This is a genomic window from Bacillus sp. SD088 (assembly GCF_017355205.1).
Lineage (GTDB): Bacteria > Bacillota > Bacilli > Bacillales > Bacillaceae_C > Lederbergia.
Map to the genome: position 1 here is coordinate 20,330 of NZ_JADIJK010000011.1, position 17,709 is coordinate 38,038.

Annotated in this window: 16 protein-coding genes; 12 read left to right on the forward strand and 4 right to left on the reverse strand. The window is 36.9% G+C overall.

Going from position 1 to position 17,709, the window contains the following annotated elements; translation table 11 throughout:
* Positions 1-7 precede the first annotated feature (7 nt).
* From IPU53_RS11090 to IPU53_RS11115, 5 genes are all read left to right on the forward strand, one after another.
* Positions 8-1,591, forward strand: a complete 1,584-nt coding sequence (locus IPU53_RS11090) for a SagB family peptide dehydrogenase (RefSeq protein WP_207450711.1) — start codon at positions 8-10, stop codon at positions 1,589-1,591.
* A gap of 1,058 nt (positions 1,592-2,649) precedes the next feature.
* Positions 2,650-3,201: an HdeD family acid-resistance protein gene (locus IPU53_RS11095; RefSeq protein ID WP_207450712.1), complete on the forward strand. Its 552-nt coding sequence runs from the start codon at positions 2,650-2,652 to the stop codon at positions 3,199-3,201.
* 67 nt (positions 3,202-3,268) lie between these two features.
* Positions 3,269-3,667 (forward strand): glyoxalase, encoded by a 399-nt coding sequence (locus IPU53_RS11100; RefSeq protein ID WP_207450713.1) that lies wholly within the window; start codon positions 3,269-3,271, stop codon positions 3,665-3,667.
* A gap of 189 nt (positions 3,668-3,856) precedes the next feature.
* The gene (locus IPU53_RS11105) at positions 3,857-4,273 is read left to right on the forward strand and encodes an ester cyclase (RefSeq protein ID WP_207450714.1); all 417 of its coding nucleotides are present in this window, start codon (positions 3,857-3,859) and stop codon (positions 4,271-4,273) included.
* Positions 4,274-5,398: 1,125 nt separating this feature from the next.
* The gene (locus tag IPU53_RS11115; protein WP_207450715.1) at positions 5,399-6,160 is read left to right on the forward strand and encodes a glucose 1-dehydrogenase; all 762 of its coding nucleotides are present in this window, start codon (positions 5,399-5,401) and stop codon (positions 6,158-6,160) included.
* A gap of 410 nt (positions 6,161-6,570) precedes the next feature.
* On the opposite strand, the gene cls is transcribed toward IPU53_RS11115, so the two are convergent.
* Positions 6,571-8,034: a cardiolipin synthase gene (gene cls, locus IPU53_RS11120; RefSeq protein ID WP_242698238.1), complete on the reverse strand. Its 1,464-nt coding sequence runs from the start codon at positions 8,032-8,034 to the stop codon at positions 6,571-6,573.
* 335 nt (positions 8,035-8,369) lie between these two features.
* On the opposite strand from cls, the gene IPU53_RS11125 reads away from it, so the two are divergent.
* From IPU53_RS11125 to IPU53_RS11140, 4 genes are all read left to right on the forward strand, one after another.
* Complete coding sequence (locus IPU53_RS11125; RefSeq protein ID WP_207450716.1) at positions 8,370-8,741, forward strand: DUF956 family protein; 372 nt, start codon at positions 8,370-8,372, stop codon at positions 8,739-8,741.
* 232 nt (positions 8,742-8,973) lie between these two features.
* Entirely contained in the window at positions 8,974-9,945 is a 972-nt protein-coding gene (locus tag IPU53_RS11130) for a mannose/fructose/sorbose PTS transporter subunit IIA (protein WP_207450718.1), read from the forward strand.
* 38 nt (positions 9,946-9,983) lie between these two features.
* A complete protein-coding gene (locus tag IPU53_RS11135; protein ID WP_207450720.1) occupies positions 9,984-10,787 on the forward strand; it encodes a PTS mannose/fructose/sorbose transporter subunit IIC in 804 nt (267 codons plus the stop codon).
* A gap of 18 nt (positions 10,788-10,805) precedes the next feature.
* Positions 10,806-11,717 (forward strand): PTS system mannose/fructose/sorbose family transporter subunit IID, encoded by a 912-nt coding sequence (locus IPU53_RS11140; RefSeq protein ID WP_207450722.1) that lies wholly within the window; start codon positions 10,806-10,808, stop codon positions 11,715-11,717.
* A 429-nt stretch (positions 11,718-12,146) separates the two neighbouring features.
* Here the strand turns inward: IPU53_RS11140 and IPU53_RS11145 are convergent, their stop codons facing one another.
* The 3 genes from IPU53_RS11145 to IPU53_RS11155 all read right to left on the reverse strand — a co-directional run bounded on the left by IPU53_RS11145 (position 12,147) and on the right by IPU53_RS11155 (position 14,636).
* On the reverse strand, positions 12,147-12,941 hold the full coding sequence (locus IPU53_RS11145) for an SDR family NAD(P)-dependent oxidoreductase (protein WP_207450724.1): 795 nt from the start codon (positions 12,939-12,941) through the stop codon (positions 12,147-12,149).
* Between the two features lies 1 nt (position 12,942).
* Positions 12,943-13,554, reverse strand: a complete 612-nt coding sequence (locus tag IPU53_RS11150; RefSeq protein WP_207450726.1) for a TetR/AcrR family transcriptional regulator — start codon at positions 13,552-13,554, stop codon at positions 12,943-12,945.
* Positions 13,555-13,970: 416 nt separating this feature from the next.
* Positions 13,971-14,636, reverse strand: a complete 666-nt coding sequence (locus IPU53_RS11155) for a GDSL-type esterase/lipase family protein (RefSeq protein WP_207450727.1) — start codon at positions 14,634-14,636, stop codon at positions 13,971-13,973.
* A gap of 324 nt (positions 14,637-14,960) precedes the next feature.
* Between IPU53_RS11155 and IPU53_RS11160 the strand changes: the two genes are divergently transcribed.
* The 3 genes from IPU53_RS11160 (at position 14,961) to IPU53_RS11170 (ending at position 17,589) form a co-directional block, all read left to right on the forward strand.
* On the forward strand, positions 14,961-15,866 hold the full coding sequence (locus IPU53_RS11160; RefSeq protein WP_207450728.1) for a C39 family peptidase: 906 nt from the start codon (positions 14,961-14,963) through the stop codon (positions 15,864-15,866).
* A 412-nt stretch (positions 15,867-16,278) separates the two neighbouring features.
* Entirely contained in the window at positions 16,279-16,452 is a 174-nt protein-coding gene (locus IPU53_RS11165; protein WP_207450729.1) for a hypothetical protein, read from the forward strand.
* A gap of 171 nt (positions 16,453-16,623) precedes the next feature.
* Positions 16,624-17,589 carry a nucleotidyltransferase domain-containing protein gene (locus IPU53_RS11170; RefSeq protein WP_207450730.1) on the forward strand — a complete coding sequence of 322 codons (966 nt, stop codon included), beginning with the start codon at positions 16,624-16,626 and terminating at the stop codon, positions 17,587-17,589.
* Positions 17,590-17,709 lie beyond the last annotated feature (120 nt).

Genomic DNA, 17,709 nt, shown 5'->3' on the forward strand with positions numbered 1-17,709 from the left:
GCTTAGGATGGATCTAGAAACATTTCTGTACGATCTACATTTTAACACGGAAAGGGTTACTCCGTCGGATTGGCAAGTTGATTGGGAAGATGCACCGCTCCCCTATAAACTGTATCGCGACTTACCAGTAGTTCCGCTTACCGGGGATGTCCCTTTAATACTTGATAAAAGAGAAGCACATCGAAAGCCGAGCTTGGTAGAGCTTGGCCATTTCTTATGGTATGTTTATGGACTTACTCAATATTCTCAATCCGCATTAAACGATGGATTGAATGAAAAAGATGTAAGCTTTATCCAATCGACGCGCCGGTTTGTTCCTTCAGGAGGGGCACTTTATCCTAATGAAATATATGTATACTTAAATTTTGAAGAAGCTCCACAGGGCATTTACCATTATGATGTGGCGCATCACCGCCTTGTATTGGTGCGAGAAGGAGATTACGATTTCTACTTAGCCAGAAGTCTAAAAAATGGCAATGATACTTCTGATTATTTTTGCACTATTTTTATTTCGACGGTTTTTTGGAAGAACTTCTATAAATATAATAATTTTTCTTATAGGCTCCAAGGGTTAGATGCAGGTGTACTAATTGGGCAATCGTTAGAAGTGGCCAATCGGATGGGATTTTCTTCAAGAATATGCTATCAATTTCTTGACCGGGCGATCAATCATTTACTTGGTTTGTCTGAGCAGGATGAAAGTGTTTATGCGGCTATCTCATTATCTACTGATGAATCTCCCCATTATGCCGACAAAGTAATAACCAAAAGTGAAATTGCTTCAGCTACTAAATTATGCGAGGAATTGCCATTATTAAAGCATATTTCCTATAATCGTTCAAAAAGAGTCATCCCTTACCCGCTGTTGAACAAAATGAATGAAGCATCGATGTTTGAAACAACAAAGTCATTTGTGAGGCTAAAAAATAATCATAGTGCGAAACGTTTATTAGGTAGGGAAATGATCTTGCTTCCTTTTATGGAAGACTTTTCGTATGATCTTGCATCCGTTTGTAGGGAGAGGCATTCACCTGATATCGACTTTATGATCGGAAAGGTGAGTCAAACGCAACTATCTACTTTGTTAAAAGAGACGTTTTCCTTTTCGTATCAGAATGATCTTGACGAATCGTCTGGGACTATTGAGAGTCGTATGTCTTTATATGGCAGCTTTTATAACATAGAAGGGGTTCCGAGTGGTGCCTACTCGTATGACAGTATCACTCACAGCCTTCGAGCTATAGATAAAGGAGACTACCGGGAGTTATTACAGGGTGGATTAACCATGCCCAATGTGAATCTGTATCAAGCTCCACTTTGTTTACATGTTGTTGGAGAGAAAGATTATTTCAAAGAGGAGTTGGGATATAGGGGATATCGTATTCAACAGATGGAGGCGGGTATTCTTGTGCAACGATTACTTTTGATTTCGTGTGCTTTAGGGATGGGAGGGCACCCATTGCTCGGATTTGACGCAAACAACAGTGATCAACTTTATAGGATTGATTTAAAAAGTAAAACCTGTTTAATCCAAATCCCGATAGGTCCATATCGTCCGCGTGCTTGGTTAAAAGGGAGTTTGCAAAGCTAGGAGGACTAGGGAAGTATAGAACTTTGTTTCTGAACCATGCATCCCCCTTTCTAATCTGTTTCCTTGTGGATCATTGATCCTACTTTATTCTTCCTTCTTATGGTAGGTTTTGTTAATGCGGGCGCAGCCGTACCCTTGACCGAGTTCTCATATAGAGTAATGTTATGATCACATAGAAGCTAAATTATTTGGTACCAATTTGGTACAGACGCTTATGAGAAAGTTGCTACATCGGGGTTTAGACGGAACGTTCGGCTCCGGAACCGATACTAAAAAATCGCGGTATACCAACGTTAAAGAGCGTATGTGTATAAAAACACTGCGCTCTTTTTCTGGTCAGTGCGCGCTATTTAGTCGTAGCACAGGTCGGAGGTGATTTACGTGAGGAAACGTCGGAAAAATGGATTATTTGAGTTCCTATAGTATTAAGTACTATTGAGTAGAGCCTCTGGCGTTTCGTAATATCTATCACCGTTACGTAAATCCATCGAGATATACTTTCTGTTAGGAATCGCCTATAACGCTCACTCTAAACCTCACCAATCGATAAACTTCGGCTTCGAAAAAATCCTCCGAGACGCTCTCTCCTACGTATGTGTAGTGGACCTGAATTTGATTACATAAGCGTACTTCCGCCTTCACGGATTCCGCAGCACTATCGATTCCGAGCATTCACCTTAACATGATTTATCTCATCTAAACAGATGATAAGTTAATAAATATACAGAAACATATTGAAATAAATTCAAGAAAACAATAATGAAGCAAGTATTCTTCTATTACTCACAATAGCCACTCCTTCTAGATCTTTGGTCATTTTTGAATGTAGCATATAGTGAACTTCCAGATTTCTTTTCGATTGCTAACATCTTTGATCTCAGTAAAATAGTGAATAAAAATTTACTTTCTATTTAATATTTGAAGGAAGAAAATACTAATGATCCGCTAGAAGAGACCATGCCAACTGATTATCTTATTTATGGTGATAGTGTCTTTATAGTAAAAAAACGATTTTTACATTAAAATAATAAAAAAGATATAAAGGGAGGTAATATTAAATGAGCAAAATCAAGGATTTCAAAGAAAACTTTCGACGCCATGCGATTCTCCGAGCTGTTATATTTATATTCATTGGAGCAGCTATTTTTATTAACCCAAATGACTTTCTTCATTTTATCGGTTATTTGATTGCTGGATATTTAACCTTATTAGGTGTTATTAAAATATACCAAAGCTACAAATTTAAACAGCAGACAGGTACTTATAATATAGGTTTAGCAAATGGTATTATCTTGATTGTATTGGCTGCTATCTTCCTTTATTTTGCACCAACTCTGTTCTCAATTTTGCCATTTTTACTAGGTTTAGCAGTTATTATCAATGGATTAATGCAACTGATTGTAGCGTTGAATATAAAGAGTACTGGCTGGACTACTTTTTGTATTCTGCTCATGGTAGGAGGAGCTATCCTTGTTTTTAACCCTTTCCAAAGTACGTTAATATTATTTCAAGCTTTTGGAATTATCTTGACATGTATAGGTATCTCTGAAATTGTTGGACATTTTCAAAATAGAGAAAAAGTGAAAATAATAAATAGACAGAAATCCTGACAAATAGCAATCGAGAAGAAGTTTTTATTATTTGTTTATAGTAAACTAATCAAAAGGAGGCTTTTGAATGAGTACAATGATTTTTGTTAACTTTCCAGTAAAGAATGTTGCTGATGCCACTGATTTTTATGAAAAACTAGGTTTTACGAAGAACGATGATTTTTCTAGTGTTGATGCAAGTTGTATGGTTTGGGATGAAAATTTTTATATTATGCTGTTAGAACCGTCTTTTTATCAACAGTTTCTCAAAGATAAAAAGATTGCCGATACACATAAAGAAAATGCTGCCTTAATCTGTTTTAGTATGGAAAGCGCAGATGCAGTGAAAGAATTTGGGCGATTAGCGAAAGAAAATGGCGGCGATGCTTACCATATTGACATGGGAATGCCGGAAGAACAAATGTATGGGTTGGAAGTATCTGATATTGATGGAAATATGTTGGAACCGATGTGGATGAAACAATAGATATCGTATGAATTAGACAGGCTGATTCCGTGGAATATTGGAATCAGCCTGTCTCCTTTTACTACTTATGTGTTTGAAAAAGTGAAGAAGCAAAGATACTTCCAACATTGATAGCATTGTTTCAAATGATATTCATGTCTTCGTTTATGATATGACTGAGTAACGAGAATATAGAAAGGAGATTTTATTATGAACGGTAAGTCTATTTATAAAGTTTGGGTTAAGGCATGGAATGAGGATATAAATGTACTTGATGAAATAGTAGATGAAAATTGTATAGTTCATCAAGCAAGAACAGATGGCAAAGATTCAAAAAACAAACAAGGTGTAGAAGCTATGAAAGATGTAATCATTTCTAGTATAAGTTTTTTTGACAATATTCGTATGTCTTTAGTTGTTGGACCGATTGAGGAAGATAATTATGTTTCCGCTAGATGGTTGTTTAACGGAAAATACAACGGTCAAATGGCTGGTGCAAATGCTGAAAAAGGAAAAGAAATTTCGTTTGAGGGAACTGACATTTTTCAAATCAGAAACGGAAAAATTGTAGATTATTGGGTATCGTCTGATGTTGTTGATTTTATGAACCAACTAGGAATGTCCTAAGCTGACAAATATAAAATTGAATATATCGATGATGGACACTTCAAAAATGCGGTGTCTATTTTTTTATCCAATTTTGAAAGAAAGTGAACCAACGAAAACAGAAAAACAAAGATTGCTCCCCACCGTGTAGACCATCAAATCAAATAAGATTCATTCAACCATTAAAAATATGGATCTCAAATTTGTGATATCCAACAATGAAAAAACATTCGGTAATTTAGAACTTGCTGGCGTGGACAAGGTCGTACAGTGAAGAATCAACGAACAACTAACCGTCTTATCTTGAATTGTTCAAAGAGCAGATAATATGTGGTTTATCACTAAAGAGTTGTTTACTTAGAAGTGGTAAAATAAAAATCATGATCCCTCACCAAAGAATCAAATTAAGACAGAATACTTTTAAAACAAAGAAATGAAAAAAATGCCTCGGCGTATTAGAGTAAATAAATTTCAGCCGGCGTGAAGCACCCACTTTTAGTTACACTGCCTTTATTGGCTTTGTAACTACTGAACGGTTCGAATAAATTAGGATATTAACACTACTCAAGCTGTTGCAGAGTTGTCTCAGCCCAGTCCAAAAATGATCCGGTGCCGTTACAACTAGGACAAGTCGGGTCGACAAGTGCTTCCGTAGCGAAAAAACCTTTGCCAGAACAGTCGGGGCACGTACCCTTGTGGCGGTTAGTATTTATCTTCTTTTTAGTTTGAGTCGCGTTCCATTCAGATATTCTGTTATTTATTTTGTTGAAAATCTCCATGTCCATTCACCTCAGAATTTATTATGAGGACTCTTAGGATATATTATTCATCTGTTGCGGTTTACGACACACACTGAGATGCTAATCATAATAATTTTGTATACATACGGGTAACAACTCTAAGGCGCTTTCCTGGTACATCTCCATGCATAGTTGTCTGTATTTAAAATTAGTAAAAGCAGAACTCTTCCGTAATCGAACGCTGTTGGTCCAGATATATTTTCAAATTTTTGAAGAGGCCTGCTGGAGTTAATGTGCGAAAGTTGAGGACACAAGTAATAAAATATATAATGAAGGTGAAAAATAGAATTGATGATATAATGATTAATTCTTTGAAATAGAAGAGTGTATTTAGGAGGTACTACAGATGGAAAAACTAATGGAAAACAAGGTGGGAATAGTAACGGCTTCCGGTAGTGGTATCGGTCGAGCTAGTGCTTTGGCTTTTGCTGCTGAAGGTGCAAAAGTTATTGTATCGGATATTAATGAAAGTGCGGGGGCAGAGACAGTACGTTTAATTAAAGAGGCTGGTGGAGAGGCAACATTTATTAAATGTGATGTTGGCAATGAAGAAGAAGTCAAATCTCTAGTCGCGAAGACTGTTGAAACATATGGAGGATTGGACTGGGCTCACAATAACGCGGGGGTTAGTGGACCAACTGTACCGATTACAGAGACGCAGAATGAACATTGGGATAAAACAATGAAAGTAGACCTCACAGGTTTATTTTATTCGCTTAAGTATGAGATTCCAGCACTTATTAAATCTGGCGGTGGAGCAATAGTGAATACTGCTTCAACGGCTGGTCTTACAGGAGTTTATGGCTTATCAGCATATTCATCGGCTAAGTGGGCTGTGAATGGACTTACCAAGACAGCTGCTCTTGAGAATGGAAAACATGGAATACGGGTAAACTCAATTTGTCCGGGAATGACACTAACACCAAGTGTTGAATCCTGGTCTAGCGAAGTGCCAGAGCAAGCTAAACAGGTAGAAGCTGCAATACCATTAGGACGTCTTGGTAAACCTGAAGATCAGGCAAATGCTGCTGTATGGTTATGTTCCGATAAAGCTGGATATATTACTGGTATCAACTTAGCAGTTGATGGTGGGCAGACAGCTCAATAAGCATTGCCTTTGTTGCAAAAAACACTAAGAAAATCGCCAAAAACAGCGACACGCCAGCAGGAATAGCATCAGCTGAAGCCCCCGGAGCGAAGAGGCTGAAGCTACCCTTGAGGCAAGGGAGCTTTTTGGTGATTTTCGACTTTAGGGACAGTCCCATAAAGTGAACCTTCAATCAGTGGGGGTTCTTTCATCCCCCACTGATTGTTAGTTGAACCAATCGGGCTTTTACGGGCAGTGTATCCCCCACCTATGCTTCTCCGTATTCTCTAAAGACTTGAGGTGGGGGTATTACTGCCCGTTAATGCGGGATAAACAGAAAATCAAATCACAGACAATTATAGGAATGTTACAAAAAGGTTCCAAAGCAAACTTTTTATTGCTTGGAACTTTTTTATTCTTAATATGATTTGTTATAGAATTGGTGAAAGTAAACGGGAAATACCTTCTTTGAATTTAATCCATAAGGAGCGTTTGCTATAGCGCTCTGACGTTAATTCAGAGCACAGTTTGCAGTCTTCTTCAAATATACGGTACAATTCTTCAGCAACATTTTCATCATATGTAGCTGCACTTACTTCAAAATTTAATCGGAAGCTTCGAGAATCAATATTCATTGTTCCTACACAAGCAATTTTTTTATCTACCACAATTGTTTTGGCATGTAGAAAGCCATTATCATAGAGTAATATTTTTGCACCGTAGTCCAGTAAATCCCCTGCATATGCCCAGGTTGCCCAATATACGAATGGATGATCCGGCTTGCAGGGAATCATAATCCGTATATCTACTCCAGATAAAAGCGCCATTTTACAAGCATCCATAAAGCTGGTATCTGGTATGAAATATGGTGTTTGGATACAAACACTTTCCTTTGCAGAAAGTATCATTTTAATATACATATTCTTTAGATGTTCTGTTTTTGAATTTGGACCGCTGGAAACGATCTGTACTGGACTTTTCCCGTGGTGCTGTTCTAGATGAAAGCAAAACTCCTTATAATCATCATGTTGTTTGTCTTTACCAGCCTGATGCCAGTCCATAATAAACCTGGCTTGAATATCATTGACTGCATTTCCATATATTTTAAAATGTGTATCCCGCCAATAGCCGAATTTCTTATCTTTACCAAGATATTCGTCACCCACATTGAAGCCGCCAATATAAGCAAGTGCACCATCAATAATGACCAGCTTTCTGTGATTCCGGTTATTGATCCGGAAATTAATCAGTTTTAAAAAGGCTGGGAAGAAAACACGTACTCGTCCGCCAGCCTGTTTTAAATCCTTAAAGAACCTGGATGACAATTTTTTTGAACCGACTTCATCGTATAAAACCCGGACTTTTACACCCTCTTTTGCTTTTGTTATTAGTGCATCTCTAAGTTTTCTTCCAAGATTATCAGGTTGAATGATATAATATTGAATATTAATCTCTTGTTTCGCAGCCATAATATCTTCCAGAAGTGCATCAAATTTCTTATGGCCGTCATTAAATATAACCATTTCATTATCTTCAGATAACCTCGCGTGTGAGGAACGCAAATTCATTGTGATAAGCTCCTCATACTGTGTTAACCATGGTACATCAGTTCGTTTTTCTTCATCTATTATCTTTAATTGTGTATCAACTTCTTCTTTAAGCAGCTTTTGTTCCTCTTTTGTTAATCGATAGAAATTATTCTGTTTTAAACTGCGTCCTAAAAAGATATAAATTAAGAATCCGACAATAGGCAGGAAGAATAAGACTAATAACCACGCCCAAGTATATCCGGGATCACGTTTTTCAAAAAACAATACACCTAATGCCAATAATAAGTTAATAAAAATCGTGATGGAAGCAATGGTTGTAATAATATTTGCAATTTCTGTTTCCAATATTAAACACCTTCTTTTTCTAAATCTATGGAATTTATATCTTATTTAATTTTATAGTACAGTACATAGAATAAAAGACAAGTCAATCATCGCTTAAGTGTTCCTTTTATTTATTAATCGTCCAAAGACACTTTTCTCAATGGTTCCCTTCGTTGGTCTAACTCATGAGTTCTCTGTCATAAACGAACGTCTGTGTGAAGAATTATTTATATCTTCCAAACATGAAGTAATGCAAATTTAAAGGAAATACATAATCTTTCCTACTCCAAATATTTTTGCATAAAGTGAGAAAACGCTTATAATGAATCTTAAAAGAGAGAAATGGAGTGCATCAAATGGTCCAATCAATCAATACAAAAGTCGATTTAGTTATTGATGCCACCTCCCATATGGGAATTTCAGAGTACGGTAAGATCATGATCGGTGACAAAGGATTTGAATTCTTCAATGATCGTGACGCACGTAAGTTTATTCAAATCCCTTGGGAAGAAGTTGATCATGTGATCGCTTCAGTGATGTTCAAAGGGAAATGGATTCCACGCTATGCTCTACAAACAAAGCGAAGTGGAACATTTTTGTTTTCTTCTAAAGATCCAAAAAAAGTTCTACGAACCATTCGTGAATATGTTGATCCGAATCATATGGTCCAATCATTGAGTTTCTTTGAGGTTATCAAACTCGGATTGAAGGGTAAAGAAAAAAAATAAATTTTTTACAGGACAGGCAAACATTTTTAAAATACAACCAGTTTATTCAACCCTATTTTTACAGCGTTTACAAAATGAATTTAGATTGCAATTATTTTTTGCGTATTACTATCTCGACCGGGGGTGAGTAAAAAGCATTGATTGAACTGGACAATTAAAGGGAATCTATATCCATACCTTTCATTTTATGGATGATTATTTAGTTGTAAAAATATAATAGGGAGGTAAAAAAATGGTAGGAATTATCATTGCTAGTCACGGTGAATTTGCCAGTGGAATTATGAAATCTGGAGCAATGATCTTTGGTGAACAAGAAAATGTAAGGGCTGTCACTTTAATGCCAAGTGAAGGACCTGAAGATGTTAAGGCAAAAATGCTAGAAGCTATTGCCTCTTTCGACAATCAAGACGAAGTATTGTTCTTAGTCGATCTTTGGGGGGGAACTCCTTTCAATCAAGCCAACAGCTTGTCTGAAGAACACAAAGATAAATGGGCAATCGTTGCGGGTATGAACTTACCGATGTTGATTGAGGCCTATGCATCACGTTTCTCAATGAACAGAGCGCATGAAATTGCTACGCATATCATGGACACTGCCAAAGAAGGGGTTAAAGTAAAACCTGAAGAATTAGAACCAGCGAAAGCAACTGGTACAGATGTTGCAAGACCATCAAATGTAGGAGCACCTGGTAAATTTGAATACGTATTAGCACGGATTGACTCTCGTTTACTTCATGGACAAGTAGCAACTGCTTGGACAAAAACGGTACAGCCTACACGTATCATTGTTGTATCTGATGCAGTAGCTAAAGATGAACTCCGTAAGAAATTGATCCAACAGGCTGCTCCTTCAGGTGTAAAGGCACATGTTGTTCCTGTTAAAAAAATGATCGAACTCGCAAAAGATGATCAACATTTCGGCGGTCAGCGCGCGTTACTTCTTTTTGAAAATCCACAAGATGTGCTTAGAGCGGTTGAAGGTGGAGTACCATTAGAGACGATCAACGTTGGTTCGATGGCCCATTCACCTGGTAAAGTGCAACCAAATAAGGTTTTGGCCTTTAATCAAGAAGATATTGACACGTTCGCCAAGTTGAAGGAAGCTGGTTTGAAATTTGATGTACGTAAAGTTCCGAACGATTCGAAAGGAAACATGAATGAAATTATCAGGAGAGCTCAAGCAGAGTTAAACAAACAAAAATAATTCTACTATACTATATAGAGAAAACGGAGGGACTAATAATGGATTTAAACGTGATTCAAATCATATTAGTCGTTATCATCGCATTTTTGGCTGGTATGGAAGGAATTTTGGATGAATTCCACTTTCACCAACCTATCATTGCTTGTACGTTAATCGGCTTGGTTACTGGAAACTTAGCACCCTGCCTTGTCCTAGGTGGTACTCTTCAATTGATCGCCTTAGGTTGGGCGAATATTGGAGCAGCCGTAGCGCCGGATGCTGCGTTAGCATCGGTTGCGTCTGCCATTATTTTAGTTTTAAGTGGGCAAGGTGAGGCTGGTGTGACATCTTCGATTGCGATTGCCGTTCCGCTTGCTGTAGCAGGTTTATTATTAACGATCATCGTCCGTACAATTGCAACAGGATTGGTTCATTTAATGGATGCTGCAGCGAATGAAGGAGACATAAGAAAAGTTGAACTGTGGCATATTGTCGGGATCATCTTGCAAGGATTACGTATTGCAATTCCAGCAGCGTTAATCCTAGCAATTGGTGCAGGTCCAGTTCGAGAAATGCTTGAAGCAATGCCGACGTGGATGACAAGTGGTTTAGCAATCGGTGGGGGAATGGTCGTAGCCGTTGGTTATGCAATGGTTATTAACATGATGGCCACAAAAGAAGTATGGCCATTCTTCGCAATTGGTTTCGTATTAGCAACTATTTCAGAAATTACACTTATCGGTCTAGGTGCTATTGGAGTGGCGCTTGCACTTATTTATTTAGCACTTTCCAAACAAGGCGGTTCTGGTAATGGCGGAAATAATACCGGCGATCCACTAGGCGATATTATTGATAATTACTAAAAAGGAGGGAACATAAAAATGGAAAAGGAACTAAGATTATCGCGAAGAGATCGTATAGCTATTTGGTGGCGTTCTACTTTTATACAAGGTTCTTGGAACTATGAACGTATGCAAAACGGTGGTTGGGCATTCTCAATGATCCCCGCAATCAAAAGATTATATAAAACAAAAGAAGATCGTGCTGCTGCATTAAAACGTCACTTAGAGTTCTTTAATACCCATCCTTATGTCGCTTCACCTATTATTGGAGTCACTTTAGCGCTTGAAGAAGAACGGGCAAATGGGGCGCCGGTTGATAACGCAGCGATTCAGGGGGTTAAAGTTGGGATGATGGGTCCTTTAGCAGGTATCGGTGATCCTGTATTCTGGTTCACGGTTAAACCAATCCTTGGTGCGCTAGCGGCTTCTCTTGCTATGACCGGTAATCTACTTGGACCCATTATTTACTTCGTTGCATGGAATATTATTCGTATGGCATTTATGTGGTATACACAAGAATCTGGTTACAAAGCTGGTTCAAAAATTACAGACGACTTATCTGGTGGAGTACTCCAAGATATAACCAAAGGTGCCTCAATCTTGGGTATGTTTATCCTTGGTGCATTAGTGAATCGATGGGTTACTGTCCAATTCACGCCTGTTGTGGCTAGAGTGAAGCTTGATGAAGGGGCTTATATAGATTGGGAGAATTTGCCTGCAGGAGCAGAAGGGATTAAAACGGCATTGCAACAACAAGCAGAAGGTCTTTCATTGACTGCTCACAAAATAACGACTTTACAAGATAATTTGGATAGTTTAATTCCTGGTTTAGCTGGGTTGGGTTTAACCCTTCTAAGCATGTGGTTGCTTAGAAAAAAAGTTTCTCCTATCATTATGATTCTTGGATTGTTTGTGGTTGGTATTGTCTTCCATTTAATACACTTAATGTAATAAGTAAGGCTCTCACTCACTGTTACAAATGAAATTAAGAACTTACAATAAGATTATTTTTCTGTGTGCTCTTTTTCTTCCAAATAAAAAGGAACATTTTTATCCCGCGTTAACTGGCTGTAAGACCCCCACTTCAAGAATTCGTGGAACACCTAGAATTGTAAGTGGGGGATCAACAGCCAGTAAAAGCCCGATTTGTTCAACTACCAATCAGTGGGGGATGAAAGAAAACCCCCACTGATTGAAGTTTCACTTTATCTGCTTTTGTATAAGGGTTTTGTTGTTTAGAACACAAAATAAACCTAATGGGATTGCTACGGCACACTTAAGGAAAACCGTAAAGCTTTTTCTCACAGATAATTCAAAATCCGATTTAAAATTGAAAATAGCAAAAGGAATAGCGAATATTGCTACTCCTTTTGCTTTGTATTAATAAATAGTAGGGATCAACCCACCATCCATCCGAATAGCTGTGCCTTTCATAGCTCCTGAATATGGGCTGCATACAAATGCTACCATTCTTCCAATCTCGAAAGGACGAATAAACCTCTCGATATATAAATCAGGCAAATTAGATAATACAAAGTCTTTTTCAATTTGTTCGAAAGACTTGCTAGAGTTATCATTCATGTCTTTAAGTATATTTTCAACATTCTCTGACAATGTTGGTCCAGGCATAATGGTATTAATTGTCACTTCTTTGCCCTTGGTTAAAAAGGATAAAGACTTGGATAAAGATAAAATCATTGATTTAGTCACGGCATATTGTGGCATATTTCCCGAAGGCATGACAGCTTCTTCACTAGCAATAAATATAATTCTGCCGAAGTTTTTACTCCGCATTTTATCTATATAAAATCTAGTCATACTATTAGCAACAAGAAAATTGGTATCAAAATATTTCTGCCAAACTTTATCATTGATTTCTTCATAATTCATCATTTCGTATATCCCTAAATTATTTACAAGAATATCTACATTAGGATAATTGTCGAAGATATTTTCTCTATCATCTTTATTCAGTAGATTACCAAAGGCATTTTGAGGATTCGTTTCTGGATATTTTTGCTTTATGTTACGAACAACAATTTCTACATCTTCATTGTTTCTGCCGTTAACTAAAACATCCACACCTTCTTTTGCAAGTTCATAAGCTATTGCTTTTCCTATTCCTTTCGTTGACCCAGTAATAAGCGCTTGTTTATTTTTTAATTGTAGATCCATTCTAACAGTCTCCTTTATTTGCTATATTTAATACATTTAAATAAAAAGTAATTGTGTTACGAACAAAATGCTCTTTTGTATTTTTTTCAATTTCAACTAAACTAAAATAAATTTGAGGGTCAAAAATGTGCATTAATTGATGGGATAAATAATTATTAGACAGAGAAGAGACTATCTCGTTTTTTTCTTTCCCATTTTGTATGATTAGTGAAAAATTCTCTATGACCTTATCGATAAGTGCTTTTAATTCATCGTGATATTGCACATTAAATAATTGATGCATATAAAGAAAATGGTTTTTAGTAAAGTCAAAAAAGTCACTATCAAACCCATAAGTGATTATTTTTTTGATCTTATCACTTGTAAGATCCTGTTTTTTATTTATGATTTCTACCTCAGAATTAAATTCTTCCAATTTAGGTATCAAAATGTTAAAAAGTAATTCCTCTTTTGATTTAAAATGCAAATATAAAGTACCCTTCGCGACATCTGATTCTTTCGCTATGTCATTCATCGTTACTTTATCGAAACCCTTTAATCTAAATAAAGTCTCTGCATTATTTAGGATGGTGGTGTTTCTATCATGAAATATTTTGTCCATTCTTTGCGACATTCACAAAGCCTCCCTCGATTGACCAATGGTCATTTATGACTATGAGTCATTTTAATGTATTTTTGTTGATTATGCAAGAATATTAATATCGTTCTCGGGAATCAACCAATGTGTAAGCTGAAGGCCCAGTAGAAAGCAACGGATTAATAGACTTTCTCGCAATTCCAATTTGTATTCTGATGTGCAGTGAGCAGATAATATTGAAGTGTTTCTATCATAGGAAAGAGAGGGTGGAATTTTTTGAACGTGGAAAAATTGGATGGGTGAACGCAAGCATTGCGTAAAATGTTACCCCGAATTAACTGCAGAAGACCGCTTTTACTGGCTGTTGATCCCCCACTTACAATTCTAGGTTTTCCACGAATTCTTGAAGTGGGAGGGCGTCAACGCTGTCTTGCGCCTTTTTGCACACGCGCTTATAAATACTGTTTTAAATTTTCAAGAATCACAGCATAGGCATTTGGCCATAAGTGAATCCCCTCGACCGTATAGTCCTCTTTTAAATTCCCAGCTCCATCTACTAAGCCATCATTCACATTAATAAATTCATAATTATAGTGATGAGCTAAATCTTTAATTGCTAAATTCGCTTCTTGGAGCGATGAATTATTTCGTGTCTTAAACATTTCATTTTTTTGTTGCTGGCCTATGGAAGGAAAATTTGCTTGTGCATTAACAGGATAGTAAGCCATTACATATACTTTACAATTAGGTAATTTCTTCTTTATCTGACCTAGAATTTTATCATAGTTTATTAGCAAATTTTCCTTTTTGTAGTCACATGAACCGATATCATTTGTGCCAATATTGATAAATATTTTTGCTGGCTCTAGTTCAAAAATACATTCATCCATGGATGCTAACAATTCCTTTGTAACAAATCCGCCAATGCCCCTATTGTAGATGATCACGGTTTTACTTAATGTTTGTTGCAGTTCATTGATAGGGAACTGCTCCATTAAGGAAGAACCAACAAATAGAATTTCCCCCTGAATCACGGATTGATTAAGAAGCTTGTACCTTTTGAGCTTTTCTTTTTTCAGAGGATCCATCGCTATTTCTTCGGAGTCATACTTTTGCAATATTTCCACCTCGTCAAATTCATTTTTTATTGCACGACTAATAAGTTATTATCTATTTATTATAGCTCAATGACTATAAAAGTTGACGTTTATGATTAAAAAACAGTCGTTTATGACAAAAATGTTTATAAAGTAAAAAACAATGTTACTATGTTCTTAGATTAATAAACCGAATGCTCTCCCCATCTAAGTGGAGATTAATACGAATAAGTGATTTAATAATCAGTTTATTTCTACTTTATTTTTAGTAAAATAACTTTTATAGGAGTGGAGGCCATTATTTTTAGTGTACTATCACAATATAGTAAGGAGGATCATTTCACTATGAGTGCAGCATCTGATCATTTAACTAAACAAAATGCCGATGACAAATTTAGTCTATCTGTGAGTAACAATACTTATATTGTGACAAGAACAACATTGAATATTCGCACAGGACCTAGTCAAGATCAGGAAATCATTGGCACACTTAATGCTGAGGAACAGGTTGACGTGATTGGGGAGCCTATTAATGGATATCAGCCCATTGAGTACGATGGCAATACGGGATACCTCAATGCCATGTTTTTAGTAAAACTCCAGATGATGGATATGAAAGAGAAGGATAAACCGAAAAAAATACAATTAGACATTCCTTATACAAAGCAACGACCAAGCTTGCCTTCCGGCTGTGAAGCCACTTCGTTAGCCATGGCTTTAAATTATTTCGGGATCTCTGTCACAAAAGAAGAGATTGCCCATGAACATATTTATGACAACACGGAATTAATAAGAGAGGAAGATAATTCGATTCAAATGTGGGGAAATCCGTTACAAGGCTATGTCGGTGATCCCTTCTCTGTTGGTTATACAATTTTTCCTAATATATTAAAACAGCAGGCAGATCAATACGTCCAAAGTGTAGATTCAACCGGAGCAAATCTTGAAACGTTAGAATATTTTGTTGTACAAGGGAAGCCAGTGCTTGTTTGGGTCACCATTGGATATGAAACACCGAATGAAAGATTTTGGCAAACGAAAGAGGGCAAGGAGGTTTATGCCCCAACGCCCCTTCACAACGTCGTTTTGACGGGATATGACGAAGAATATGTCTATGTAAATGATCCTGAAGATTATGGAGAAAAAGACTTTAAAATTGCTAAAGAAAAATTCGAGTATTTATACAATCTAATGGGAAGGAAATCACTAGTCATTGGGGATGGAGAAAAACAATATAGGTCTAATGTGTAAATTCTGGCAATGACGGATGAGTGGATCCACCTATTATTGTTCACCCAACTTTTTTCGATAATTGAACTGAAAACGAACCCACCTCTCACTCTTATTCTACGAAGGAGCGAAACCTAGATAAAGAAGCATGTTTTATTGATCCAAACGGTAAAAATTAACGTTTAAGATCAAAAACAGTCGTTTACGACAAAACTATTATATGTAGGCGCGAACAATGGTACTATATTCATAGGTTAACCAAAACAAATGCTCATGAGCGATATAATAAGAGGAAAAGAGATCATATATGTGCAGTAGCATTCCGCAAACTAAAAGATCTACAGTCAAAAACAGTCGAGCTCATATGATGGACAGGTAGTGATAGAGCAAGAAATCGTTCCTTCAATCAAATAAAACCAGGAGACTTTTCTATATGATCACTAATACGAATGTAGAACGTGGTATTGTCAGGCGGCATCCCATAAGAAAAAGAATATCTCAGTTGATTGGAGTGGAAGGCGGCGACTCCTGGCGCAATGCCTGTGTGATCTGCATCCTGCAGGCCACCGGAAAGCGTCCGCCTGGAGCGGAAATCAACGGTGACTAGCAGACTCGCCATTTGTAGATGATGATCTCGTTCAATATAGAATGGAAGTTCTGCAAAAAAAGTGAAATACCCCCTATAAAATGTAGGAGGAGAAATAAAAAATAGTAAGTAAACCTTGTACCATCTAAAACGGTGAATATCTGGAGTCTATATAAGAGTGTGGGGGACAATATGAACAAGAGAAGTATGGAATTACTTTCAGTAGCTAAGAATTTTATTCAAGAGTTGGATCTGCCAGTTCACTATGCAAGCGTAGGTGGTTCAGTAGCTAGGGGAGAAGCGGACCAATATAGTGATGTGGATATTACAGTTTATACGGATTCGGATAGACACGCGGATCATATGGACATTTTGTATGGTGAGGAGATTATACAGTTAGAGATAGTGCCAGTAAAAGCGTTAGCAACAAGACAAGACATTATCGATTCTCCTTGGGATTACAGGTTTTTAGCGGAAATAACGATCATACAAGACAGGGATGGGGCATTTAACAATATAAAAGATTGTGCGACTACTTATTTCACCTCAGAAAAAGGCCAATATAAAATGATTGAACAAGTTTCCGGCATCGTTCAGGAAAGAATCCAGGTTGCTTATGATCATACCTGTCAACAGCAGTTTTATTCAGCCACTAATCTTGCAATGGGCGCATGGGCAGAGGCTGGATTTTTATATCTGTTTTTAAATCATCATTCACTGTCAACAGGGGCGTTGATACCGAAAATCAAAACATTAAAGTCTCATTTTGAGGAATTTCAAGCTGTATCATCTATTTCAATTGAACAAGATTGTATAGAGCTTTCCTGCATCTTACGTCAATTACGCCAGTTTTTGCGAAGCCAGGGCCATGCCTCTAAATTTGGTTTGTCTGAATTGCAAGATACGCTATGTGATAGCAAAATCCAACGATTGTTGAATACGAAGGATTTTTTTAATTTGAAATGGCAAATGCATGGAGAAGCATTTTGGTTATTTCTTGAAACCTCAAATGGATGCTCAATGGAAGAGTACCTTGAATGTTTACCGGCCGAACTGCAAAAAAATATGATGAAATTAGGGTTTGTCCCACTAAAGAAAGAAAAAGTTCATCAGCTAGGTCGGTTAACTGATGAACTTTTAGATGTGGTCATTAAATGAACCCATCTTGATTCCCATCATAAATACCAAGGATATTTAGTAAGCTATATCGAAGTAGTTTAATGAACATTCAATAAAAAAACAGAATGTTTTGGGAGTGATACGAATCCTCTCAAAACA